Here is a 22,582-nt window from a genome sequence, read left to right as displayed (position 1 = left end):
GCAATCAAGCCGCATGCAGGGCTCCACTCAAGGAATTGCCATGTTCGACCACATTCCCGCCTATCCGGGCGACCCGATTCTGAGCCTGAACGAAGATTTCCAACTCGATCCGCGGCCCAACAAGGTCAACCTGAGCATCGGCATCTATTTCGACGACGCCGGCAAGCTGCCGGTGATGGACGCCGTGCGGCGCGCGGAAACCGCGCTGCTCGATTCGATCGGCCCGCGCTCCTACCTGCCGATGGCGGGCCTGCCGCTCTACCGCGACGCAGCACAGGCGCTGGTGTTCGGCGCGGACAACCAAGCGCGCGCCGCAGGCCGCATTGCAACCTTGCAAACTATTGGCGGTTCGGGTGCGCTGAAAGTCGGCGCGGATTTTCTGAAGCGTTATTTCCCGGCCTCGCAGATCTGGATCAGCGATCCGAGCTGGGAAAACCATCGCGTGGTGTTTGAAGGTGCAGGTCTCACGGTCAACACCTATCCGTATTACGACGAACACACCGGCGGCTTGCGTTTCGCCGACATGCTCGACACGATTAGCCGCTTGCCGGAACAGAGCGTCGTGCTGCTGCATGCGTGCTGTCACAACCCGACCGGCGTTGATCTGAGCCCGGCACAATGGGCGGAACTGGTGCCGGTATTGCAGCGCCGCAAACTGATTGCGTTTGTCGATATGGCGTATCAGGGTTTCGGCGCGGGCCTCGAGGAGGACGCGGCCTGCGTGCGCCTGCTCGCCGATGCGGGTGTGCCGTTGATCGCTGCGAATTCGTTTTCGAAGAACTTCTCGCTGTACGGCGAGCGCTGCGGTGCGCTGAGCGTGGTGTGCAAGAGCAAGGAAGAGGCGGCCCGCGTGCTCGGTCAATTGATGTCGACGGTGCGCGCCAACTACAGCAATCCGCCGACGCATGGCGCGCGCCTCGTCGCCAACGTACTGTCCGACGCGTCCTTGCGTGCCTTGTGGGAAGCAGAACTCGCCACCATGCGCGAACGGATTCTCGCCATGCGCGGCACGATTCACGAAGGCCTCGCAGGCCGTGTGGATGAAGTGATGCGCGCGCGTTACGTCGCGCAGCGCGGCATGTTCACGTACACGGGCTTGAGCGAAGCTCAGGTGGAGCGTTTGCGCAACGAATACGCTGTGTACGTACTGCGTTCGGGGCGCATGTGCGTCGCCGGATTGAATGCGCGCAACGCCGGCTATGTGGCGTCGTCAATCGCCGCTGTGGTGGCGGGCGCATAACGGCTGCGATTCGCAACGGCTTGACGATAACGAATGATAAATACGGAGACCCTGATGACGACTCTTGAAATGCAGGCGGCGAGCCCAGCGAAGGCCGCCGCGATGCACCCCGACGAATGGCAGGCGCGCGCGCAATTAGCCGCGTGCTACCGGATCTTCGACATGCTCGGTTGGACCGAGATGATCTACAACCACATCACATTGCGCGTGCCGGCGAGCGTGAGCGGCGGCGAGCGGCATTTCCTGATCAATCCGTTCGGCCTGCACTACAGCGAAGTGACGGCGAGCAACCTCGTGAAGATCGACGCGCAAGGCCGCGTGCTCGATAACTCGCCGTATCCGGTGAACCCCGCGGGTTTCGTCGTGCATGCGGCGATTCACGAAGGCCTGGCTGATGCGCACTGCGTGATGCACACGCACACCACGGCAGGCGTCGCGGTGGCCTGCCTCGAAAATGGCCTTGAGCAAACCAACTTCTATAGCGCGCAATTGCATGATCGCATTGCGTATCACGACTTCGAAGGCATCACGGTGCATGCGGAGGAAGGGCCGCGTCTGCTCGAACACATCGGCCACAGGCAGGCGGTGATCTTGCGCAATCATGGCCTGCTGGCATGGGGCCACACGTTGCCGCAGACTTTCGCTATTCTGTGGACACTCAACCGCGCGTGCGAAATCCAGATGGCCACGTTCTCGATGGGCCGCGCACGGCCGGTGCCGGAAGACGTGGCGATCCGTTGCTCGCGCGACTCCTTGCAATTCGATCCACGTCACGGTGCGGGGCAGGATGTATTCGATGCGCTGGTGCGGCGGGTGGATCGCATCGACGCGAGCTACAAGGATTGACGCGGATATTGAGGCGAAGCATTGACCGAGGGATTAACGCAAGGATTGAAGCAATGAAAGTAGGTATCTACGGTGCCGGCGCGATCGGCGGCTGGATGGGGGTGAAGCTCGCACAGGCCGGCCACGACGTGAGCGTGGTGGCGCGCGGCGCGACACTCGGTGCTTTGCAGCAGCACGGCTTGCGTCTGATCGAAGGCGGCGTGACGCACACGGTGAAGGTAAGGGCAAGCGAACAGCCGGCGGATCTCGGCGTGCAGGATCTCGTCGTGGTGGCGGTCAAGGGACCGGCAATGGCGTCGGTCGCCGCGCATATTGCACCGCTGCTAAGCCCGCAGACGATTGTGCTCACAGCCATGAACGGTGTGCCATGGTGGTTCTGCGAAGGACTCGGCCGTGATTTCGCCGGCAAGCGGTTGAAGTCGATCGATCCTGAAGGCGCGATCGCCGCCGCGATTCCGACTGCGCAGACAGTGGGCTGCGTGGTGCATGCCAGTTGTCTGATCGAGTCGCCGGGCGTCATCAGGCATCACCAGGGCAATGGGCTGATCATCGGCGAAGCGTCGGGGCAAGCGAGTGAGCGCGTCAAAACGCTCACCGCCACGCTGGCCGCAGCGGGATTCAATGCGTCGATGTCGGAGCAGATTCAGCGCGACGTCTGGTACAAGCTGTGGGGCAACATGACGATGAATCCGATCAGCGCCATCACCGGTGCGACCACCGACCGGATTCTCAGCGATGAACTGGTGCGCAACTTCGTCACGAGCATCATGCTGGAAGCGAAGGAGATCGGCGCGCGCTTCGGTATTCCGATCGAACAGGCGCCGGCGGATCGTCACGAGGTCACGCTCAAACTGGGCGCGATGAAAACCTCGATGCTGCAGGATGTACAGGCGGGCAAGGCGGTCGAGCTCGACGCGCTGGTGGCTGCGGTGCGTGAGCTCGGGCAGCTTACCGACGTGCCGACCCCTTGCACCGACGCGTTGCTCGGCCTCGCGCGCCTGCATGCGAGTACGTTGGGGTTGTATCCCCGGCAGTAAAGGTTGCGACGACCTCCGAAAAGAAGCCGCCCCACGTGATCAACGGGGCGGGTTTTTTCGTCTTACGTTTTGCGTCTTGAGCACAGGGCTTTCAGCATCACGCAGTCACTGCCGAAGAGGCCGGCAGCTTTGCCGCTTCGATCAACGACAGCGCGCGCTGCGTATCGCCGAGTTCCGTCATGCACAGCAGCGCAAGGCGGGCGAGATACAAGGGTGCTTGCGCTTCGCCTTCAGCGGTCAGTGTCTTGCAGAGCGTCGTGTAGACGAGGTCGAGTTCGCTATCGGTCATGGTGTGGATTCCTCTTGCGTCAAATCGTCAGGCTGGCCGTCACGGCGCTTTGCACGTTCGTCGCGTTGCCGTTGCGCCAGCGGGCGAGCACATGACCGTCCGGCCTGATCAGATAGACGGTGCCCGGCGTGGCATCGAGCATCTCGTGCAGGCGTCCTGCCGGATCGAGCACATGCGGGACGCTGGCGCGCGGCACATCGCCTTTGACCAGCGTGATCGCTTTGAACGGAATGCTATGTTCGCCGAGCGCGTGGTGCAATTGCTGCCATGCTTCGTCTTGCGCCGTGTCCGCGCCGAAGCGAAGTGCAGTGAAGCAGGGCCCTAGCAGATCGGTGAGATGGATATCGACTGGTACGCCGTCGCACAGACGTTGAAGTCGGCACTCGGGTAGTACCGTGCCCGGCCCCGGACCCTTGGCGAACGCGCCGGATGCAACAGCGGCGATCCGATTGAGCGGCGACTCGGCATACGCAATCGCGTGCGTCTGCCGCGGATTGATCAGTGGCCGCACGGCCGGATGATGCAAGGCAAGTCCCAGCACTGCCTGGCGCATCAGGTCGAACGCGAACGAAGGCGGCGCCATGAATTCGGTGCTCTTCATGCCGTAGCTCAGGTTCTCACGCGCCGCGAACACGCGCTCGTCGCTATAGCTGTCGAGCAGACGATCCGACGCAATGCCGTTGACCACGCAACTGAGTTTCCAGCCGAGATTGTCGGCGTCGTCGATGCCGGAATTCGCGCCGCGCACGCCGAAAATTGGCACGAGATGCGCGGCATCGCCAGCGAACAGCACCGAGCCATGGCGGTAGCGTTCGAGCGTCAATGCGTTGGCCTTGTAGACCGTAATCCAGATCGGCGACCATTCGCCCGTTTCGCCCATCGAGTCGAGCACGCTCTGCACGCGTGGCATCACGTTCTCAGGTTTGACCGCGGCCTCCGGATCTTCATCGTCGCGAAGCTGATAGTCGATGCGCCAGACGTTGTCGGGCTGCTTGTGCACCAGCACCGTCGAGCCGGGATTGGAAGGCGGATCGAAATAGGCGAGGCGCTCGGTGGCGCGTTCGCTTTCCAGTTCGATATCGACAATCACGTAGCGTCCCTCGTACGTGGTGCCGGTGAGCTTGAGGCCGAGCGCCTCGCGAATCGTGCTGCGGCCGCCGTCGCACGCGACGACCCAATCCGCGTGCATTTGCCAGGCGGCGTCGCCGGTGCTCAGGTCAAGCGTGGCGCCGTTGCCGGTATGGTGTTCAATGCCGGTCACGCGGGTTTGCCAGCGGATGTCGATCAGATCGGCATGTTGTTCCACTTCGTCGAGCAGCAACTGTTCGATCTGGTACTGCGCGATGTTGATCATCGGCGGCAGCGATTGCTCGTCGTCCTGATGCATGGCGAAGCGGAACACTTCGGCATCGCGGTAGAAACTGCGCCCGCCGGTCCATGGCAAACCCTTTTGCAGGAAGCCCTGCACCACGCCCAGGCGTTTGAAAATCTCCAGGCTGCGGCGTGAGATGCAGATCGCGCGGCTGCCGGTGCATACGCCGTCGTCGGCTTCGATCAGCACCGAGCGTACGCCCTGGCGCGCCAGCGCAAGCGCTAGCGTCATGCCGACCGGACCGCCGCCGACAATCGCCACGGCGCGCCGTACAGGGTCACACCCGTCGACCAGCTGCGGCACCTCGCCCGCATAGTGACGCGGCGTGAATGGATAGGGTTTGAAACTGCGGCTCATGCGTGTCTCCTGGCTCTTCGTTACCGATGGATTGCCCGCCGCGGCTTGAGTGCTCTCTGGAGGCGGTGCGAATCGATAGGTGAAGTATGAAGGAGGGGTAGCGCGTGGCTGTCCTCATTTTGGGTACAAGAACTGGGCGTTCCGGCGATAAAAAACCAGCAGGGCGCTTACGCACCCTGCGGGTTTTCTGATTCGTGCAACGCAATGCAATGCAGACCGCGCAGACCTGCTAATCCGCCCCGGCCAGATGCGAAGCCTGGCGCGAGTGCTGAACGCTCGCGCCGACCTGACATTCCTCGATCATCGCGCGGAACGTCGGCGCCGCGTGCGAAGCGCCGGTCGCCCCCATCTCCGGCCCGCTTTCCGGTGCGCCGCCCACGCCCACCACCAGCGTCGCTCGCGGCCGCCATTCCCGCGTGCGCCGCAGCATGTTGCGCAGATACGGCGGCGATTCCGGCGCGTCGAGCGAGATGATGCAGATGATCGGCGCGTCCTTGAAGCTCGGCTCGTCGGCATGTGCGCTGCGATAGCCCGAATGCGTAGCCATCATTGGCGCGAGACCCTGGCGGCCGAGCAATTGCACGGCGATTGCGGCGGTGACTTCGTCGAATGCGCCGCGTCCCGGCACGCATAGCACCGACGTCTTGTCGGTTTCATGTCGCTTCGCCGGATGGGCCGCAATGTGGCTGTCGTGGCGATCTGAAAGATCGGCTGTCGCCGATGCCGAGATTATCCCGGCGGAGTCGGCCGGTTCCGTGCGCGACAGGCGATCGGGCAGTCCGTCGGCGATTTCCAGGTTTTCGACGATATCGACCAGCGCGTCATTGATTCGCGCAAGTTGCTCAGGCATCAGCACCCCGCGCATCGCATCGTTGCGCGCAAGCTTGAGGCCTTCCAGCGCGACATTGTCGTAGTAGTCGATCAGCGACATCTCGCGCAGCAGGCGCTCGGCCTGCACGATGGCTTCATGCGGATCGTCCGCCAGCAGCCGTTGATAGAAGTTCTGCGCAGGCGTGAGAGCAGGCTGGTCGCCGAGCAGCACCGTGAGAAAGTTCAGACGATCCGCGTAGCGGCCCAGCGTGACGACGCACAGCGTGAGCGGCGTGGACAGTACAAGGCCGATCGGCCCCCACAGCCAGCTCCAGAAAATCGCCGCCACGACCACGGCCAGCGGCGACAACCCCGAGCGATGACCGTACAGCAGCGGCTCGGCGATCTGCCCGGCTACTACATCGACCACGATAAACAGGATCAGCGTATAGACCGCCATGGTCCATTGCGGCTGGATGGCGGCCGCGAGAAACACGGCGAGAATCGCGGCGATCCAGATGCCGATGTACGGCACGAAGCGCAGCAACGCAGCAATCACGCCGAACAGCAACGCACCCGGCACGCCGATGATCGCGAGACCGATGGCGATGATCCCGCCCGCGCTGAGATTCACGCCCAGTTGTGCGACGAAATAGCGGCTCAGCCGCCCGGCGGCGTCGTTGATCGCGGTGGTGGTGCGGTGCAGATCGCGCGAGCCGAAAAGACTGATCAAACGGTCGCGCAGATCTTCGCGCTGCAGCAGGATGAAGATCGTGACGACCAGCACGATAAAGGTGGTCTCGATCGGCGCAATGGCCGGTGACAGCGCGCGTTGAGCGAGTTGGATCGGCGTGGGCGACGGCTCGTGCACTTCCACAGGCGTCGGCACAGCGGGTGCGTTGCGCGCGGCGCGTCCGGTGAGGCGCGGCGGGCTCGGCTTGGTCGGCGCGACGCGTTGTAGCGTGGCGGCGGCGCGGCTCATCAGCGAATCGGCCCGGCCGACGGTTTTCTCCTGCACCGTCTCGATCTTTTGCTCGATCGCTGCCTGATACTGCGGCAGATCGCCCGCCAGTTGCACCAGTTGCGCTCCGATCAGCCCGCCGACGGCCAGCAAGGTGGCGAGGGCGAACAGCACCGCGATAAAGATGGATGGCAACTGGCCCATATGCAAGCGCCGCAGCGCCTGCACCAGCGGTGCGAGCAGAAAGCTGAGCAGCACGGAGAGCGTGATCGGGATCAGCACCTCGCGGGCGAAGTACAGCGCGCAGACCACCACGACGCCGGTGATGACCGAGGCCAGCCCATGCAGACTGGGCGTGCCCGGTGGGTATACGCGGTTCGGCCGCCCGGGTGGCGGTAACGATATTTTCATGGACACACTTCTCGATGTGGTGGCGCTGACGCTTTTACTGAGGGTTCGCGCGGCTGGAACGGCGGCGGTCAGTTAAAGCGGCCGAGCAATTCATATGCCCGGATTGTAGGCGCTTTGGCGTGCGGCGGCCGTATCCTTAGCCCATGTGCAAACGCAACAGCTCGAACAGCTGTGAGCTCGCATACAGCAGCAAGCCGATAAAGCCGCCCACAATCGTCCCGTTGATGCGGATGTACTGCAAATCCTTACCGATGTTCAACTCGATTTGCCGTGACATTTCGCGTGCATCCCAGTTCTTCACTGTATCGCTGATGTGGCGCGTGAGGAACTGGGCAAAATCCGGCGCCATGGCGCGCGCCGCTTCTTCCAGATGGTCGTTCAGCGACTGACGCAGCGCGGGATCGTGCGCCAGTTCGCGACCTACCCACTGGCCCATCGCCATCACCCGCGCGTGCAGGGCCGAATCGCTGCTTTGCAGATCGCGTTTGAGCCACGCGCGCAATTCGCCCCACATGTCCTTCACATACGTACTGAGTGCTTCGCCTTCCACCAGATAACGCTTCAGTTCCTCGCCTTTCTGCAGGAATGCCGGATCGGTCTTGAGTTTGACGATCAGCTTCTGCGCCGCGTCGTCGAATTTCTGGCGCAACTGATGAGCGGGGTTCTCGCTGATCTGTTCGAGCATCCGGTTCACCGCGTTGGCGATCGCTTCGGCGCCTTTTTCGCCGAGCCATGCCGACGGCAGGATCATCTCCATCTTCGGATATTCGCTCTTCACCCAGTCGACGATGCGCTCAGCGATAAACTCGCGCGCCTGCGGTTCGCGCAACAGCGCCACGACCTGCTCGATGCCGGCGTCGAGCAGCTCCTGATGGCGGCCGTCCCTGGTGAGCGTGTCGAGAATCGAACCCATGGATTGCGACAGATCGACCTTGGCCAGCACGTCGCGCAAGGCGTCCTTGATGAAGACCTGGATGCGCACGTCGTCGGTCAGTTCGAGAATTCCGCCCGTCAGTTTGACCACGTAGTCACCCAGACGGGCGGTATTGGCCGGTTTCGTCAGCCAGCCGGTGATGCTTTGCGCCGGGTCGTGTTTCTGGATCAGGCCGACCAGCGACGGCACGTCCAGAAATTTGTCCTGCACGAATACGGCGAGGTTGTCGGCGATCTTGTGCTTGTTCTTCGGAATGATCGCGGTATGCGCGGAGACGATCGGGATCGGCACGCGGCGAAACAGTGCGACCACGGCGAACCAGTCGGCGAGCGCGCCGACCATGGCGGCCTCGGCTACCGCTTTGATGCCGTCCACCCAGAGACCGCGCGGCATGAAGGCGGTCACGAGGAAAACGCAGGCGGCGGCCGCCAGCAGCAGTAGCGGGGTGCGCTTGGCCTTCTTCAGTTCGGTTTCTTTGTTCATCGGCAGCAGGGCAGCGGGGTTCGATTCGATTGGAATGGTGCGGCGCGATTGGCGTGCTGGTCCAGAAACGCGAGTGTAGCGCCGCTGTTCCGGCCGTGTGGCGTTGGCGTAGGACGTTCTTTAAGCGCAGGCGCGGTAACATGAGCGCCGAATGAACATTGAGCGACGACGCAATTGAACAGAATGGAGGCACAGTGATCAGGTTTCTGCACACCGCGGACTGGCAGATAGGCACGCAATTCGGCCAGTTCGAGCCGGACGAAGCCGCGCATCTCGCGGAAGCGCGCTTCGAAACCGTGCGCCGGATCGCTGAGGAAGCGGCGGCGCGCAAGGTCGACGCCGTGCTGGTTGCCGGCGACGTATTCGACCTGCAGACCGTCTCGGATACGGTGATCCGCCGCTTGTTCGGTGCGTTGCAGGCGTTCTCCGGACCCTGGATCATGCTGCCGGGCAATCACGATGCCGCGCTGGTCGAGAGCGTCTGGACCCGTGCGCAACGGCTGAACTGCGTCGCGCCGAATGTGCGGCTGGTGCTCGAACCCGGTGTGGTGACGCTCGACGCCTGCCAGTGCGCGTTGCTCTGCGCGCCGCTCACGCAACGCATCACTTACGACGACACGACGGGCTTCTTCGACACGACGGAGACACCACCCGGCTATCACCGCATCGGACTCGCGCATGGCAGCGTGAGCGGAATCCTGCAGGAGGGCATCGATTCGTCGAACCCGATCGCGCCGACGCGCGCAGCGAGCGCGCGTCTGGACTATCTCGCGCTCGGCGACTGGCACGGGCATTTGCGCGTCGACGAACGCACCTGGTATGCCGGCACGCACGAGCAGGACCGTTTCCGCGCGAACGATCCAGGCTTCATGCTCGACGTCACGCTAGCTGAGCCCGGCGCCGTGCCGTCCGTTGAAGCGGTGCGGGTCGGCAAATATCAATGGCATCGTTGGGAAGAGACGATCTCCGTGCCGACCGACGTCGATTCGCTCAAGCTGCGGCTCAGCGCGTTAGGCAGCCACGACGTGCTACGGGTGACCGTAAGCGGCTCGACCGCACTGGCCGAGGCCGAAGCGATTCACGTCGCGGTGGAAGAAACACGTGCGCGGGTGCGTGCGCTACGCGTCGATCTGAGTGGCCTGCAGGTGCTGCCCACCGCCGACGACCTCGCCGAACTCGGCGCGCAGAGCGGCTACCTTGCCAAGGTGGTAGCACGCCTGCGAGGCTTGCAGGAGGACCCGCAGTCCGACCCGCAACAGGTTAAGCGCGCGGCAGAGGCGTTATTGCTTCTGGCTCGTTTTCAACGTGAACTGCCGCGCGAAGCGAGGTCCGCATGAAGCTGGAAAGCATCGCGATTCAGGAGTTCAAGCAGTTCACCGGACGGCTCGTCATCGACGATCTGCAGCCTGGACTCAATCTGTTCACCGGCCCGAACGAGGCCGGCAAGAGCACGATCGCCGAAGCCGTGCGGGCGGTGTTTCTCGAGCGCTACAAGGCTTCGCATCTGAAAGACCTGCTGCCTTGGGGCAAGGCGAGCGGGCAGCCGTCGGTTGAAGTGACGTTCGATATGGACGGCACGGCATGCAGGTTGTCGAAGCAGTTCGTCACCCGGCAGCGCTGCGAATTGAAGATCGGTCAGACGGTGTTCGGCGAGGACGAAGCAGAAGACAAGCTCGCCGCGCTGCTCGGTTTTTCGCGTGCCGCACGTGGGCCGCTGAAGGCGGAAAACGCCGGTGTTCCCGGATTGTTGTGGGTGCAACAAGGCGGCACGCAGGAGGTGCGCGATTCCACGGGACATGCTGCGCAGTATCTACGTGATGCGTTGTCGCAACTGTCGGGCGGCCATGAATCGGCCGGTGAGGATGCGCTGATCGCCGCGGTGCAGCGCGAACTCCGGCAACTGCTCACGGCGCGTACGCAGAAGTCCACCGGCCCATTGGCCGAAGCCGAACAGGCGTTGACGGCGCTGATCGAAGAGCGCGATGAGCTGGAGCAGCAGCGCCAGCAGTTCGACGAGAACATCGTGCGGCTTGCCACGCAGCAGGAAGCCTTCGACGACGCGCAACGCAAGCGCCCCTGGGAGCTTCATGAGCAGAAGGCCGTGCAGGCGCAACAGCGCGCCGCCGCCGCGGCCGAACTCGAACGCAGTCTTCAAGGGTTGGCGCAATCGCTGCAATTGAAGGACGCCGAGTTAGCGCTTTCGTTACAGCAGGAACAGGCGGCGACTGAACTGGAAGCCGCTGTTACGCGCGAGCGGCAGCAACTTGATGCCGCACGAGCCAATGTTTCAACGGTTCAGAACGAACATGCACAGGCTCAGGCGAGCGTGGCGCAATTTGAGCAGGCGTCTGCCGATGCTAACCGTGCGCACGAACTGGCGAACGCCGCGGTAACCGCGGGCGATTTGCGCAGTCAGATTGCTCTGCACCGCACCGAGAGCGAGCGGCTCGAAGCGTCGATCACGGCCGCCGGCAAGGCGAACGAAGCCGTGCTGGAAGCGACGCGCGCAGCGGCCGCGCTCGAGATCGACGGGGCGCAACTGAAGCGGCTCCAGTCGCTCGATGCAGAATTGACCGTGCTGCGTGCCCGGACCGAAGCGGCGATGACGCGCATCGAATACCGGTTGAATGGCGCGATCACCGTCGGCGATGCGAAGGTGAGTGGCGAGGGCGTGCTGCGGCTCGACGAGGAGAAATTGATCGGTCTTGGCGAGATCGGTGAGTTGCGCGTGATTCCGGGCGTTTCCGATCTTTCGGCGCGATTGTCCGAGTTGGCGTCGCTCGAAGCCCAGCATGCGCAGCTGTTGCAGACGCTGGGCGTGGCGTCGCTGGGTGAGGCGGAGGCCAGGCACGAGCAGTGGAAGGCGCTGGTCGCGCAGCAGAAAAGCCAGGCGAAGATTCTCGAGGTGCATGCGCCGCAGGGTATCGACGCGCTGCGGGCCGCGTTGGCTTCGGCGGATGCGCGATTGCAATCGGCTAACGGACGCCTCGCGGCCTTGCCTGATGTCTCCGCCGCGCCCCCGCTCGACGAGGCCCGCCGCAACGCCGACATCGCGCGTGATGCGCGGGAGGCCGCCAGAAAAGCATTGGAGCAAGCGGCGGAAAAGCGGTCGACGGCTACGGCCACGACAGAATCGCTCGCCGCGCAGCTGCAGCGCAAGGAAGCGCAACTGGCCGACGAAGCGTTCTGCCGCAACCGCGCGCTGTGGCAGACGAAAATCGTAGAGCAGCGCGTGCAAGTCGAGGCATTGAAGAAACAGCTTGAAGGGCGCGAGCGTGAGTTGGAAGCTGTGCGTCTCGACGACCCGGCGGCTGAGGCGAAGCGCTATCGGGCGTCGGCGGAACTTGCGCGCAACGAGCAGCACGAACGGCAACTGCGGATCGCGCAGTTGCGCAGTCAGCTTGAGACGGTCGGCGCGTCCGGGCTCGGCGAGCGTCTCGCGGCAGTGAACGCTTCAGTGGAGCAAGCCACGCGTCGTAAGGAAGAACTCAGCTTGCGAGCAAGCGCTTTGAGCCTGCTCGACGAAGTGCTTGTCGACGAACGTGATGCGGCGGTGGCGCAACTGCGTGCGCCGTTGACCGAGCGGCTCGGGCACTATCTGAAGCGGATTTTCCCGCAGTCGACAATTGCGCTCGGCGACGATCTGAGTCCGGCGACACTAGACCGTTATGGCCGGGCGGATACGCTCGATGCGTTGAGCTTCGGTACGCGGGAGCAACTCGGCATTCTGACCCGGCTGGCCTATGCGGATCTTTTGAAGGCGTCGGGCCGCCCAACCTTGCTGATGCTCGACGACGCGGCCGTGCATACCGATGCGACTCGGCGCGATGCGATCAAGCGCGCGCTGATCGATGCGGCTACGCGTCACCAGATTCTGGTGTTCACGTGCCACCCGGAGCTTTGGGACGATCTTGGCGTCAGGCAGCGGGCGATTGAGGATTTGAAGGTGGCGGCATAGAGCGCCTTGCGACGCTTTGATTTGGTTGAATGACTCGGGAACGTCATGACTCAACTCTTTCGCGGCATGGATCAGGCGGCGCTGCGTGCGGCCTACGACAACGTGGCGGCTGTGGCCGACGTCGCTGAACGCATGCTCGGCTTTCAGGAACGCAGCGCGGCGTTGTATGCCGCTCTACCGTGCAGGCGTGATGTAGCGTACGGTCCACGGCCCCGGCAACGTTTCGACTGGTTTCCGTGCGAAAGGCCTGACGCGCCGATTTTCGTGTTCATACACGGCGGCTACTGGCAGGCACGTAGCAAGGAAGATTTCGCGTTTGTCGCCAGTGGGCCACTTGGGCGTGGCTTCAATGTTGTGCTCGCGGAGTACACGTTGGCACCGGATGCGTCGATGACGCAGATCGTCGACGAGGTCGATGCGCTGCTGGCCGTACTGGCGGCCAATCGTGATGGGCTCGGCACGCGTGGTCCCGTTTGCCTTGCAGGGCATTCTGCGGGCGGGCAGTTGAGTGCGCATTATCGTACGCATGAGTCTGTCGTACATGCCATGCCGATCAGCGCATTGGTGGACCTGGAGCCGATTGCGATGTCATGGCTCAATGAGAAGTTGCAGCTAACGCAGATGGAGATCGATGCGTATAGCCCAATGCGGCATATCGGCAAAGGTGTGCCGATGACGGTCAGCGTCGGCACGGCCGAGTTACCTGAACTGGTTCGGCATTCGGAGGAGTACGTGGCGGCGTGCCGGCAAGCGGGTGAACAGGTGGAGTTCGTGCCGCTTGCCGGGTGTAATCACTTTACGATTCTTGAGGACCTCGCGCGGGCCGATGGCGTGCAAATGGAGGCGTTGGTCAGCGGGATGGGGCGAAAATAACCCACGGTGCTCACTCATACCACCGTGGCGTGTAAACCCATTCACCGCCATCGATGCCATTAGCAAACGCGCGTGTCGTCGACGACCCCACGATCACCATCGTGCGCATGTCCACATCGGAAGAACGCAGTTCACCGAGCGCGATCGTGCGTAGTGTGCTGCCCGCTCTGCCGATATCGCGGCCGAGCACGACTTTCGTAGTCGCAGCGCGGAATTCCCGCACGATGTCCAGCGCTTTATCCAGCTGGCACGGGCGTGCGCGAGAGATCGGGTTGTAGAACGCCATCACCAGATCCGCTTCGGCCGCATGCCGAAGGCGTTTTTCGATGATGCTCCACGGTTTCAGATTGTCGGATAACGACAGCATGCAGAAGTCATGGCCCAACGGCGCGCCGGCTTGCGCTGCGGTTGCCATGGCCGCGGACACCCCTGGCACGATGGCGAGCTGGACCGCGCGCCAGTCAGCGTTCGTCGACGCGCCTTCTTCGAGCGCCTCAAGCACCGCGGCCGCCATCGCGAACACGCCGGGGTCGCCCGACGACACCATCACCACAGAACGTCCTGTGCTCGCAAGTTCGAACGCGTGGCGCGCGCGCTGCATCTCTTCGCGATTGTCCGTGCCGTGTACGCGTTGGTCGGCACGCAGGGGGCCGGCCATTTTCACGTAGGTTTCGTAGCCGAGAATATCGGTGGCTTCGTTCAGTGCCGTTCGAGCGGCGGGCACCATCAGGTCCGCGCTGCCGGGGCCGAGGCCGATCACGGTCAAGCGGCCGCGTGCACGGCCAATCGTGTGCGGGTCGATTGCCAATGCTGCCAATGCGAGCGCGACGCCTGCGTCCGCGTCGTCATGCAAGGTTTGATAAGGGACGCGCAGCGCGGCGTGCAGCAAATTGCTCGGCGGCTCGCCGTCCTCCGGGCCCGGCTGGGCAAAACGCAGCGGCACGTTCAGGTTAGCTGCGGCAGAGGCAAGCGCCGGGTTCGCCATGTGTTCGGAAGGAACCAGCAATGCTGCGAGTGACAGCGGGGCGAGACCGTGCGCGTCCAATGCCTCGCGCACAACCGCGGCGATTCGCGCGCCGGAAGCTGTCTGCCTATCAGCACTGGAATTTGCGCCGGAGTCCGTATTCGTATCTGTATTCGATTGCTCACCGGCAGCCGGAACGGTCACGGCCGCCACCACACTCCGCGGATGAATCACCAACTCATCGTCGCGCCCATCCCACGCACGCGGCGTCACGCGGATCGCGAGACGTGCCGATTCCGAGCGAGGCAATTGCGCATCATCGAGCCACGGCGCCTCACCCTCGATGCGCGTGCTTTCTCCGGCAAGCAGATCGGACACGAAGCGCTTACCTTGCGCTATATCGGCAAGCGCATATCCCTCAGGCGGATTGAGCACACATGTGCCGAAACGCAATTCTCCACTCGTCGTAATCGCCGGCGATACGGTCAACGCAGCCGCAATTTCGCGAGCCATCACGTTGACGCCAGCAAGGCCGCCGAGCAAGGGCACGACCGCGCTGCCGTCTTCTGCAACGGCCAGCACCGGCGGCTCGACGCCCTTATTCGACAACAAGGGCGCGACGCAACGAATCACGATTCCGGCAGCGCACAACGCGATGATCGGCGTGCCGCGCGCGTACAGATCACACAGATGCGCGCGGAGTTCCGTGTACGGGACGTCAGCCTCGACTCGGCCCTGCAAGGCATGAACCTGGCAGCCTGCATACAGCATCTGGATACGCCGTGCGGTCTCCAACGCGCCCGCACCGAGAATCACGATTGCGGGTGGCGTCAACCTTGCCATTTTTCCCCCGGCACCACGAGCAGCGAAAAATATGGCGAGGCCATCGGGTCGACCTCGTCGAGCGGCACGATGCGCTGATTGCCCATCGTCGCGCGTTCCACGTAGAGCGCACGATGCGCGAGCCCGAGTTCACCCAGCACGCGCCGCACCTTATCGAAGTTGCGGCCGAGTTTCATGATGACCGCGGCGTCGGCATCGGCGAGACGCCGGCGCAGTTCGTCTTCGGGCAACACGCCGGAGAGCACCGACAGACTCTGATTGCGATACACCAGCGGCGAGCCGAGTACCGCTGCACCGCCGAGCATCGAGCACACACCGGGCACGACTTCGGCTTCGAAACGCGCCGCGAGGCGGTCGTGCAAATACATATACGAGCCGTAGAAGAACGGATCGCCTTCGCAAATCACCGCGACGTCGCGGCCCGCATCGAGATGGCCGGCGACGATCTCCGCAGCGGTGTCGTAGAAGTCGGCGATGATCGCCTCATACGAAAGCGGCGGTTCGAGCGCTTCGGTCGTGACGGGATAGACGAGCGGCAGATGCTGTTGAGCGTCATGCAAATGCGCCTCGATGATGCTGAAGGCGTTGCCCTTCTTACCCTTCGCGACGAAATACGCGACTACGGGTGCCGCTTTCAGCAAACGCAGCGCTTTCAGCGTGATGAGTTCCGGGTCGCCGGGGCCGACGCCGAGTCCGAACAAACGTCCTTGCACCGTCATTTATTCGACCTCCGTCGCGAGCGCGTTTACAGCAGCGGCGGCCATTGCGCTGCCGCCGCGTCGCCCGTGAACCACGACGAAGGGCACGCCGCGGCTGTCTTCGGCAAGCATCGCTTTCGATTCGGCCGCGCCGACAAAACCGACCGGAAAACCGAGGATCAGCGCAGGCTTCGGCGCACCGGCATCGAGCATGTCGAGTAGATGAAAGAGGGCGGTCGGCGCATTGCCGATCACGACGACGCTGCCGGCCAGCTGCGGTCGCCACAATTCGAGCGCGGCAGCCGAGCGCGTATTACCGAGTTCGCGTGCGAGCGCGGGCACGTCCTGATGCGTCAGCGTGCAGATCACCTCGTTGTTGGCAGGCAGCCGTGCGCGCGTGATGCCTTGCGCCACCATGCCGGCATCGCACAGAATCGGCGCGCCTTGCGCCAGCGCCGTACGGCCCGCTGTGCCTGCGCCTTCGGAAAACTGAAGATCGTCAACGACGTCGACCATGCCGCAGGCGTGGATCACGCGCACCGCGAGTTTCTCGAGGTCGACGGGGATGCGCGATAAGTCCGCCTCCGCACGTATTGTCGCGAAGGATTGGCGATAGATCTCCTGACCGTCGCGAATGTAATCAAGCATCTGAGGGGCTCCGGGCCGGGTGTGCCGAGTGTGCCAGTAGGTCGAGCATATCGGCGGCCTGTTCGATCGTGAGTTGGTGCGCGACGCACGAGCCGAAACCCGGCTGGCCGTCGCGGCGATAAAGGTCGTAGATGCCGGGCGCCGCGGCCAGCAGCGTGTACGGCGCGCAATGTGCGGCGGCGCATGAGCGCGGACAGCCGCTCAGATGGACATCGACGCCATCGGGTAAGCGATCCGCCAGAAGCAACGCGTCGGCTTTGGTGTCGGCGAGGCTTTTCGCGCATCCTGTGGAACCGGCGCAGGCGATCAGGCGTGTCATCGGCTGGGTGGGATCGCAGGCGAGGCCCAGCGCGTTCATTTCAGCGAGCACGGCGGCCGCGGTATCGGCGGCGATATCGGGCAACAACACGCTTTGCCACGGCGTCATGCGCAGCGTGCCGTTGCCGTGCTGTTGCGAGAGCGTGGCGAGGCCGCGCAAAGTCGCGGCGTCGAGGCGTCCGAGCGGCGGTTGGCCGCCTACGTGCAGCATTCCCATGACCCGCTGTGGATGCGCGCCGAGTCGCAACGTGGCGTCGGCAGGCGTGGGGCGCTGCCAGTTTGCGAGCGACGTGTCGCGTGACAGCGGGAAATCGACATACGTTTGAGCGTGCTGCAACAGCGCGTCGATGGAATGCGTGGCGAGCAGGTGACGCATGCGCGTGGCGTCCGGGGCGGCCAGATCGAGAAACGTGTGCAGCAGCGCGCGGACGAGGTCGGCGACTTGCGAAGGCAGCACTGCGGCGAGAGCGCCGGTGTCGTTCGGACTAGGATGGTCAGCGAAGCCATGCGAGCCGGTACGCGCGATATGCTGGAAGGCATCGGCATCGGCATCGGCATCGGCATCGGCATCGGCATCGGCATCGGCATCGGCATTCGCGCCTGTGTTCGCGTCGGCCATCACAGGCGGACAACCCGCCATTCCGAACACAAACCGCACGCCGTCTTCGGCCTGCGTGGCTGCCAGCCAGACATCATGCGGATGATCCAGCCTCGCAAGACGCTCACCACCATCGAGCAGAAGCGCGAATTTCGGCGATAGCGCCGCGAATCGCGCTTCGGATTGCAGCAAGGTGAGCAGTTCGACGCAAAGCGGCCTCGTATCGAACAGCGCAAATGGATCGCGTCCGGCAGTCGGGCTCACCATCACATTGCGCACATCGTCCGCAGCGGATGCAGAAATTGAGTCAGGCGCGTGTTGTGACGTCGCGAGCAGCGAGTTGTCAACGTCTACCACACCGCCCGCTGGAATCGGCCCAAGCCCCGCATCGACCAACGCCGCGATCAACGCCGCCTCATGCCCGCTTCGCACGCCACGCACCTGCAGATTCGCGCGATTGGTCACTTCAACCACACCCGCCGCATGCCGCTCGCTTACGTCGGCAATCACCGCCGCCTGGGCCGCGCTCAACTCGCCGCCTGGCAATTTGATCCGGCAAATCCCTCCATCGCGCGCGGCAACGATGCGCAGCAGCCCCGGACACGCCGAAGGCCGCGGCACGAGAGCCGCGTCATGCAAAGCAGTGGAGGGCGAAGCTTGATTCAAGACGGACACCGGGTTGAGCGTCGCGCGACGGCCCGAGCAAGCCGCAAAACGGGCATTGCTGCGGCATCGGTACACCCCGCCCGATGTAGGCTGGCACGAACAGTCTGGCCGGCAGGTCTCCTGGCTGGCAGGTCGTGGTCCGCCGCGGCCTTCCCGGTCTAACCAGTGGCGCGGAGCGCAGGCGGACTCGCTGCATACAGTTGCGGGGGCAGCCACAGCGACACTGTGTTCCCTCTTCGGCCCCGAAGGGCACCGGCGGCTGTATTATGCCTTTTTTCGAACAGCACAACGAGGCTGGACGCTTTGATCGGCGTGGCACAGCGCAATATTTGACGATACAGAATGAGGATGGATGCATGCCGGCGTGGCTGACCGTGGTGGGCATAGGCGATGACGGCTTCGCCGGCTTGGGCAGGCCCGCGCGGCGTGCTTTGCTGGAAGCATCGGTGGTTTATGGCGGTGAGCGTCATCTGGCGATGCTGCCCGCACGCCTCGCCGCGCGCCGTGCGGCATGGCCGAAGCCGTTCGATCTCGCGCCTTTGCTGGCGGAGCGTAAGGGGCCGGTGTGTGTGCTGGCGAGTGGGGACCCGATGCTGTTCGGCGTAGGCGCGACGCTCGCGCGGCAGTTGCCGGCAGGTGAGTTGCGGGTACTGCCCGCGCCCTCGTCGTTGTCGCTGGCGGCGGCGCGGCTTGGCTGGCCGTTGCAGGATGTCGCCGCGGTTTCGCTGGTGGGACGGCCGTTGCCGACGCTGAATGCTCATCTGCACGACGGCGCGCGCGTCTTCGTGCTGAGTGCCGACGGGCGGACGCCCGCAGCGCTGGCCGAACTGCTGAATGCGCGCGGTTTCGGCGCGACCCGGATGACCGTGCTGGAGCATTTGGGTGGCGATCTGGAGCGGTGTATCGATGGCCGGGCGGACCAGTGGCCCGCGAGCGAAGTGGCGGCGCTGAACCTGATCGCGCTCGAATGCCGTGCAACGGAAGGCGCCCCGCGTTTGCCGCTGACCGTCGGCTTGCCCGACGATGCCTTTCGCCACGATGGTCAGTTGACCAAGCGCGACGTCCGCGCGATCACGCTGGCGCGCCTTGCGCCGACGCCCGGCGAATTGCTCTGGGATGTGGGCGCGGGCAGCGGCTCGATCGGCATCGAATGGATGCGCGCACACCCGACCTGCCGCGCGATCGCGATCGAAGGGCACGCGGAGCGGCAGCGGTTCATTGAGCACAATCGCGATGCGTTGGGCGTGCCGGGTTTGCAACTGGTGGCCGGCCGCGCACCCGATGCGTTGGAGGGGTTGGCTGTGCCGGACGCCGTATTCATCGGCGGTGGCGTGACGGTGCCGGGCGTGCTCGACGCCTGCTGGGCGCGCTTGCGCGACGGCGGGAGGCTGGTTGCCAATGCCGTGACCTTGCAAGGCGAGGCAGCGCTGGCGGCGTGGCGTGAGCAACACGGCGGCACGTTGACACGCATCGCGCTGGCCGATGCACAGCCGCTTGGCGGCTTCGATACGTGGCGCCAGGCGCTGCCGATTACGCTGCTGGAGGTTACCAAGCTGGCCAGCGGCACGAGCGGCACGAGCGGCATGAGCGGCACCGACGGCACCTCAGTCACGAGCGCCACATCCAGCAAGTCAGCCAGTTCAGCCGGCTCACCACCTCACCCGTAATGCGCGAAGAAACGCCCGAACAACCCGCGCCGCTGCGTAGCGGCTACACGACCGGCAGTTGCGCCACCGCGACGTCGCTCGCGGCCGCGCGTCTGTTGCTCGCGGGTATTGTCAGCGAGGTCGCGGAGATCGTGTTGCCGAAGGGCCAGCATGTGCCGATGCCGCTGGTGTTCTGCCGCTTGACCGCCGATGGCGCGGAAGCCGGCACAGTAAAAGACGCAGGCGACGACCCCGACGTGACACACGGCGCGATCGTATTTGCCCGCGTGCGCCTGCTTGCCGAACCGGGTGTGATATTCCGTGCGGGGCCAGGCGTTGGCACGGTGACGCGCGCCGGTCTCACGCTGCCCGTCGGCGAACCGGCGATCAATCCCGTCCCGCGCAAGATGATGACCGAGCATCTGACCGAGCTCGCAGCGGAACATGGGTACACCGGCGGCTTCGAAGTAACGATCGGCGTGGAAGGCGGCGAAGCACTCGCACTGAAAACGATGAATCCGCGCCTCGGCATTCTCGGCGGCCTGTCGATTCTCGGCACCACCGGCATCGTGCGGCCGTTCTCGTGCTCGGCCTATATCGCGTCGATTCATCAGGGCATCGACGTCGCGCGTGCGAACGGTTACCTGCATCTCGCGGCCTGCACCGGCAACGCAAGCGAAGACGCGATGCGCGCGCATTACAGTCTGCCGGACATCGCACTGATCGAAATGGGCGACTTCGTCGGCGCGGTGCTCAAGCATATGAAGCGCGCACCGGTCGAGCGTTTGAGCGTGTGCGGCGGCTTCGGCAAACTCAGCAAGCTGGCAGCCGGCCATCTCGATCTGCATAGCCGGAATTCGAGCATCGATCTGGAACGGCTCGCAACGTGGGCCGCCGAATATGGCGCCGACGACGCATTGCAGGCGGCGATCCTCGCCGCCAATACGAGCCAGCAGGCGGTCGCGTTGGCGCACGCGCAGCACGTGCCGCTCGGCAACATTGTCTGCCAGCATGCGCTCGCCGTAGCGCGCGATATCGTGCCGCCACAGGTTACCGTCGAAATGTTCGCGATCGACCGCCAGGGCAATCTGATCGGGGTCGCGCAATGACGCGAGTCCTGCTGCTCGGCGGTACAGGCGACGCTTTGCGGATCGCCAGACAACTCGGCCCTGAGCACGTGTACAGTCTCGCGGGCCTTGGCAAGGTGCCGGACGATCTGTCATGCGAGGTGCGCGTGGGCGGCTTCGGCGGTAGCGAAGGGTTGGCGCGTTATATCGAGGACCAACGCATCAGCCTCGTGATCGACGCGACACATCCGTACGCCGCGCAGATCAGTGCCAATGCCGCGAAAGCAAGCAATGCGGCGCGCGTACCGTGCTGGGCGCTGCGTCGCGCGGGATGGCAGCCGCAAGCCGGCGACGACTGGCGCATGGTCGACGATTGGACCGAACTCACGGCCGCGCTCGTTGCATTCAAGCGACCGCTGTTCACACTCGGACGCGAACCGCTCGCGCATCTCGACGAAATCCCCTCGCAGCAATTCTGGACGGTACGCTGCCTCGATGCACGCGAAGCCCATCCACGTGCGCGGATTCTGGCGACACGCGGCCCGTTTACGCTTGAGGGCGAGCGAGCGTTGTTCAGCGCTGAAGCATTCGATGTCGTCGTCAGTAAAAACAGCGGCGGCAACGCCACCGAAGCGAAACTCGAAGTCGCGCGTGAACGCGGCTTGCCGGTCGTCATGCTGCGGCGTCCTGCATTGCCCGCAGTCGATCGCGAGTTTGCAACGGTGGCCGACTTGCTGGAAGCATTGCAAGTCTCAGGTTAAATGGCGCATGCATGTCATGCCGGCCAACGAATCATGGAGTAGTGAATGACGGTGTTTTTTATCGGCGCGGGTCCCGGCGATCCGGAACTGATCACAGTGAAAGGGCAGCGCCTTGTACGCGGGTGCCCGGTGATCCTGTACGCCGGCTCGCTGGTGCCGGCCGCTGTGCTCGAGGGGCATAGCGCGGAGCAGGTCGTAAATACCGCCGAGCTCGACCTCGATCAGATCGTTGCCTTACTCAAGGCCGCACACGACAAAGACCAGGACGTGGCGCGTGTGCATTCCGGCGACCCGTCGTTGTACGGCGCGATCGGCGAGCAGATCCGCAGACTTCGCGAACTCGACATTCCCTACGAGATCGTGCCTGGCGTCACAGCAACCGCGGCATGCGCGGCCACACTCGGCTGCGAACTTACGCTGCCCAACATTTCGCAGACGCTGATCCTCACGCGCTTCGCAAGCAAAACGACCATGCCGGAAGGCGAGCAACTCGCCGACCTCGCGAGACATCGCGCGACGATGGCAATTCACCTCGGTGTGCGCCATCTCGCTCGCATCGTCGATGAACTACGGCCGCATTACGGCGGCGCGTGTCCGATCGCGGTGATCTATCGCGCTAGCTGGCCGGATGAAGAAAAAATCACCGGCACGCTCGACGATATCGTCAGCAAAGTGCAGTCCACCAACATCGAGCGGACTGCGCTGATCCTGGTGGGACAGGTGCTGGCGGCAGAAGGATTCGCGGAGTCGACGTTGTACGCGAAAGGCGACTGACCCGCACGCCGCCGACTCAGCCGATCCG

At 64.0% G+C, this 22,582-nt stretch carries 18 protein-coding genes and 1 riboswitch; of the genes, 10 read left to right on the top strand and 8 right to left on the bottom strand.

Annotated elements, in window-relative coordinates; genetic code table 11:
- Positions 1-40: 40 nt before the first annotated feature.
- From R8871_RS17040 to R8871_RS17030, 3 genes are read left to right on the top strand one after another with little or no spacing between them, the layout of a single operon-like run.
- A complete protein-coding gene (locus R8871_RS17040; RefSeq protein ID WP_175051499.1) occupies positions 41-1,240 on the top strand; it encodes an amino acid aminotransferase in 1,200 nt (399 codons plus the stop codon).
- A gap of 54 nt (positions 1,241-1,294) precedes the next feature.
- Positions 1,295-2,086, top strand: coding sequence for a class II aldolase/adducin family protein (locus R8871_RS17035; RefSeq protein ID WP_175051498.1), 792 nt, complete (start codon positions 1,295-1,297; stop codon positions 2,084-2,086).
- 53 nt (positions 2,087-2,139) lie between these two features.
- Positions 2,140-3,123 (top strand): 2-dehydropantoate 2-reductase, encoded by a 984-nt coding sequence (locus tag R8871_RS17030; RefSeq protein ID WP_175051497.1) that lies wholly within the window; start codon positions 2,140-2,142, stop codon positions 3,121-3,123.
- 97 nt (positions 3,124-3,220) lie between these two features.
- On the opposite strand, the gene R8871_RS17025 is transcribed toward R8871_RS17030, so the two are convergent.
- The 4 genes from R8871_RS17025 to R8871_RS17010 form a co-directional block, all read right to left on the bottom strand.
- Complete coding sequence (locus R8871_RS17025) at positions 3,221-3,412, bottom strand: hypothetical protein (protein ID WP_175051496.1); 192 nt, start codon at positions 3,410-3,412, stop codon at positions 3,221-3,223.
- Between the two features lie 19 nt (positions 3,413-3,431).
- On the bottom strand, positions 3,432-5,141 hold the full coding sequence (locus R8871_RS17020) for an FAD-dependent oxidoreductase (RefSeq protein WP_175051495.1): 1,710 nt from the start codon (positions 5,139-5,141) through the stop codon (positions 3,432-3,434).
- A gap of 229 nt (positions 5,142-5,370) precedes the next feature.
- Complete coding sequence (locus R8871_RS17015; RefSeq protein WP_175051494.1) at positions 5,371-7,323, bottom strand: AI-2E family transporter; 1,953 nt, start codon at positions 7,321-7,323, stop codon at positions 5,371-5,373.
- A gap of 136 nt (positions 7,324-7,459) precedes the next feature.
- Positions 7,460-8,740: a DUF445 domain-containing protein gene (locus R8871_RS17010; protein WP_175051493.1), complete on the bottom strand. Its 1,281-nt coding sequence runs from the start codon at positions 8,738-8,740 to the stop codon at positions 7,460-7,462.
- Positions 8,741-8,934: 194 nt separating this feature from the next.
- Here R8871_RS17010 and R8871_RS17005 point away from each other — a divergent pair, with 194 nt between their 5' ends.
- The 3 genes from R8871_RS17005 to R8871_RS16995 are packed head-to-tail and all read left to right on the top strand — an operon-like array spanning position 8,935 to position 13,571.
- Positions 8,935-10,077, top strand: coding sequence for a metallophosphoesterase family protein (locus R8871_RS17005; RefSeq protein WP_175051492.1), 1,143 nt, complete (start codon positions 8,935-8,937; stop codon positions 10,075-10,077).
- Positions 10,074-12,698, top strand: coding sequence for an AAA family ATPase (locus R8871_RS17000; RefSeq protein WP_175051491.1), 2,625 nt, complete (start codon positions 10,074-10,076; stop codon positions 12,696-12,698). The genes R8871_RS17005 and R8871_RS17000 overlap by 4 nt, the downstream gene beginning before the upstream one ends.
- 45 nt (positions 12,699-12,743) lie before the next feature.
- Entirely contained in the window at positions 12,744-13,571 is an 828-nt protein-coding gene (locus tag R8871_RS16995) for an alpha/beta hydrolase (protein ID WP_175051490.1), read from the top strand.
- A gap of 10 nt (positions 13,572-13,581) precedes the next feature.
- On the opposite strand, the gene cobJ is transcribed toward R8871_RS16995, so the two are convergent.
- The 4 genes from cobJ to R8871_RS16975 are packed head-to-tail and all read right to left on the bottom strand — an operon-like array spanning position 13,582 to position 18,315.
- Entirely contained in the window at positions 13,582-15,378 is a 1,797-nt protein-coding gene (cobJ, locus tag R8871_RS16990) for a precorrin-3B C(17)-methyltransferase (protein ID WP_175051489.1), read from the bottom strand.
- Entirely contained in the window at positions 15,366-16,097 is a 732-nt protein-coding gene (locus R8871_RS16985; protein WP_054035389.1) for a precorrin-2 C(20)-methyltransferase, read from the bottom strand. The genes cobJ and R8871_RS16985 overlap by 13 nt, the downstream gene beginning before the upstream one ends.
- Entirely contained in the window at positions 16,098-16,724 is a 627-nt protein-coding gene (locus R8871_RS16980) for a precorrin-8X methylmutase (RefSeq protein ID WP_175051488.1), read from the bottom strand.
- Positions 16,717-18,315, bottom strand: coding sequence for an oxidoreductase (locus R8871_RS16975; RefSeq protein ID WP_175051487.1), 1,599 nt, complete (start codon positions 18,313-18,315; stop codon positions 16,717-16,719). Before R8871_RS16975 ends, R8871_RS16980 begins: the two co-directional genes overlap by 8 nt.
- Before the next feature lie 84 nt (positions 18,316-18,399).
- A riboswitch (cobalamin riboswitch) is annotated at positions 18,400-18,578 on the bottom strand.
- 84 nt (positions 18,579-18,662) lie between these two features.
- On the opposite strand from R8871_RS16975, the gene cbiE reads away from it, so the two are divergent.
- From cbiE to cobM, 4 genes are read left to right on the top strand one after another with little or no spacing between them, the layout of a single operon-like run.
- A complete protein-coding gene (gene cbiE, locus R8871_RS16970; protein WP_175051486.1) occupies positions 18,663-19,973 on the top strand; it encodes a precorrin-6y C5,15-methyltransferase (decarboxylating) subunit CbiE in 1,311 nt (436 codons plus the stop codon).
- A complete protein-coding gene (locus R8871_RS16965; protein WP_175051485.1) occupies positions 19,973-21,061 on the top strand; it encodes a cobalt-precorrin-5B (C(1))-methyltransferase in 1,089 nt (362 codons plus the stop codon). Before cbiE ends, R8871_RS16965 begins: the two co-directional genes overlap by 1 nt.
- Positions 21,058-21,780: a cobalt-precorrin-6A reductase gene (locus tag R8871_RS16960; protein ID WP_175051484.1), complete on the top strand. Its 723-nt coding sequence runs from the start codon at positions 21,058-21,060 to the stop codon at positions 21,778-21,780. Before R8871_RS16965 ends, R8871_RS16960 begins: the two co-directional genes overlap by 4 nt.
- A 45-nt stretch (positions 21,781-21,825) precedes the next feature.
- Complete coding sequence (gene cobM, locus R8871_RS16955) at positions 21,826-22,554, top strand: precorrin-4 C(11)-methyltransferase (protein ID WP_175051483.1); 729 nt, start codon at positions 21,826-21,828, stop codon at positions 22,552-22,554.
- Positions 22,555-22,582 lie beyond the last annotated feature (28 nt).

It is taken from the genome of Paraburkholderia sediminicola, from assembly GCF_902859805.1.
GTDB classification, from domain to species: Bacteria; Pseudomonadota; Gammaproteobacteria; order Burkholderiales; family Burkholderiaceae; genus Paraburkholderia; species Paraburkholderia sediminicola.
The sequence above is the reverse complement of the archived record's forward strand: the minus strand, read 5'-3'. Positions and strand labels throughout refer to the sequence as shown.

What these genes read in the sequence shown, in the direction of transcription:
- R8871_RS17040 (WP_175051499.1), top strand. Translation starts at nt 41, where the DNA reads ATGTTCGACCACATTCCCGCCTATCCGGGCGACCCGATTCTGAGCCTG.
- R8871_RS17035 (WP_175051498.1), top strand. Translation starts at nt 1,295, where the DNA reads ATGACGACTCTTGAAATGCAGGCGGCGAGCCCAGCGAAGGCCGCCGCG.
- R8871_RS17030 (WP_175051497.1), top strand. Translation starts at nt 2,140, where the DNA reads ATGAAAGTAGGTATCTACGGTGCCGGCGCGATCGGCGGCTGGATGGGG.
- R8871_RS17025 (WP_175051496.1), bottom strand. Translation starts at nt 3,412, where the DNA reads ATGACCGATAGCGAACTCGACCTCGTCTACACGACGCTCTGCAAGACA.
- R8871_RS17020 (WP_175051495.1), bottom strand. Translation starts at nt 5,141, where the DNA reads ATGAGCCGCAGTTTCAAACCCTATCCATTCACGCCGCGTCACTATGCG.
- R8871_RS17015 (WP_175051494.1), bottom strand. Translation starts at nt 7,323, where the DNA reads ATGAAAATATCGTTACCGCCACCCGGGCGGCCGAACCGCGTATACCCA.
- R8871_RS17010 (WP_175051493.1), bottom strand. Translation starts at nt 8,740, where the DNA reads ATGAACAAAGAAACCGAACTGAAGAAGGCCAAGCGCACCCCGCTACTG.
- R8871_RS17000 (WP_175051491.1), top strand. Translation starts at nt 10,074, where the DNA reads ATGAAGCTGGAAAGCATCGCGATTCAGGAGTTCAAGCAGTTCACCGGA.
- R8871_RS16995 (WP_175051490.1), top strand. Translation starts at nt 12,744, where the DNA reads ATGACTCAACTCTTTCGCGGCATGGATCAGGCGGCGCTGCGTGCGGCC.
- cobJ (WP_175051489.1), bottom strand. Translation starts at nt 15,378, where the DNA reads ATGGCAAGGTTGACGCCACCCGCAATCGTGATTCTCGGTGCGGGCGCG.
- R8871_RS16985 (WP_054035389.1), bottom strand. Translation starts at nt 16,097, where the DNA reads ATGACGGTGCAAGGACGTTTGTTCGGACTCGGCGTCGGCCCCGGCGAC.
- R8871_RS16980 (WP_175051488.1), bottom strand. Translation starts at nt 16,724, where the DNA reads ATGCTTGATTACATTCGCGACGGTCAGGAGATCTATCGCCAATCCTTC.
- cbiE (WP_175051486.1), top strand. Translation starts at nt 18,663, where the DNA reads ATGCCGGCGTGGCTGACCGTGGTGGGCATAGGCGATGACGGCTTCGCC.
- R8871_RS16965 (WP_175051485.1), top strand. Translation starts at nt 19,973, where the DNA reads ATGCGCGAAGAAACGCCCGAACAACCCGCGCCGCTGCGTAGCGGCTAC.
- R8871_RS16960 (WP_175051484.1), top strand. Translation starts at nt 21,058, where the DNA reads ATGACGCGAGTCCTGCTGCTCGGCGGTACAGGCGACGCTTTGCGGATC.
- cobM (WP_175051483.1), top strand. Translation starts at nt 21,826, where the DNA reads ATGACGGTGTTTTTTATCGGCGCGGGTCCCGGCGATCCGGAACTGATC.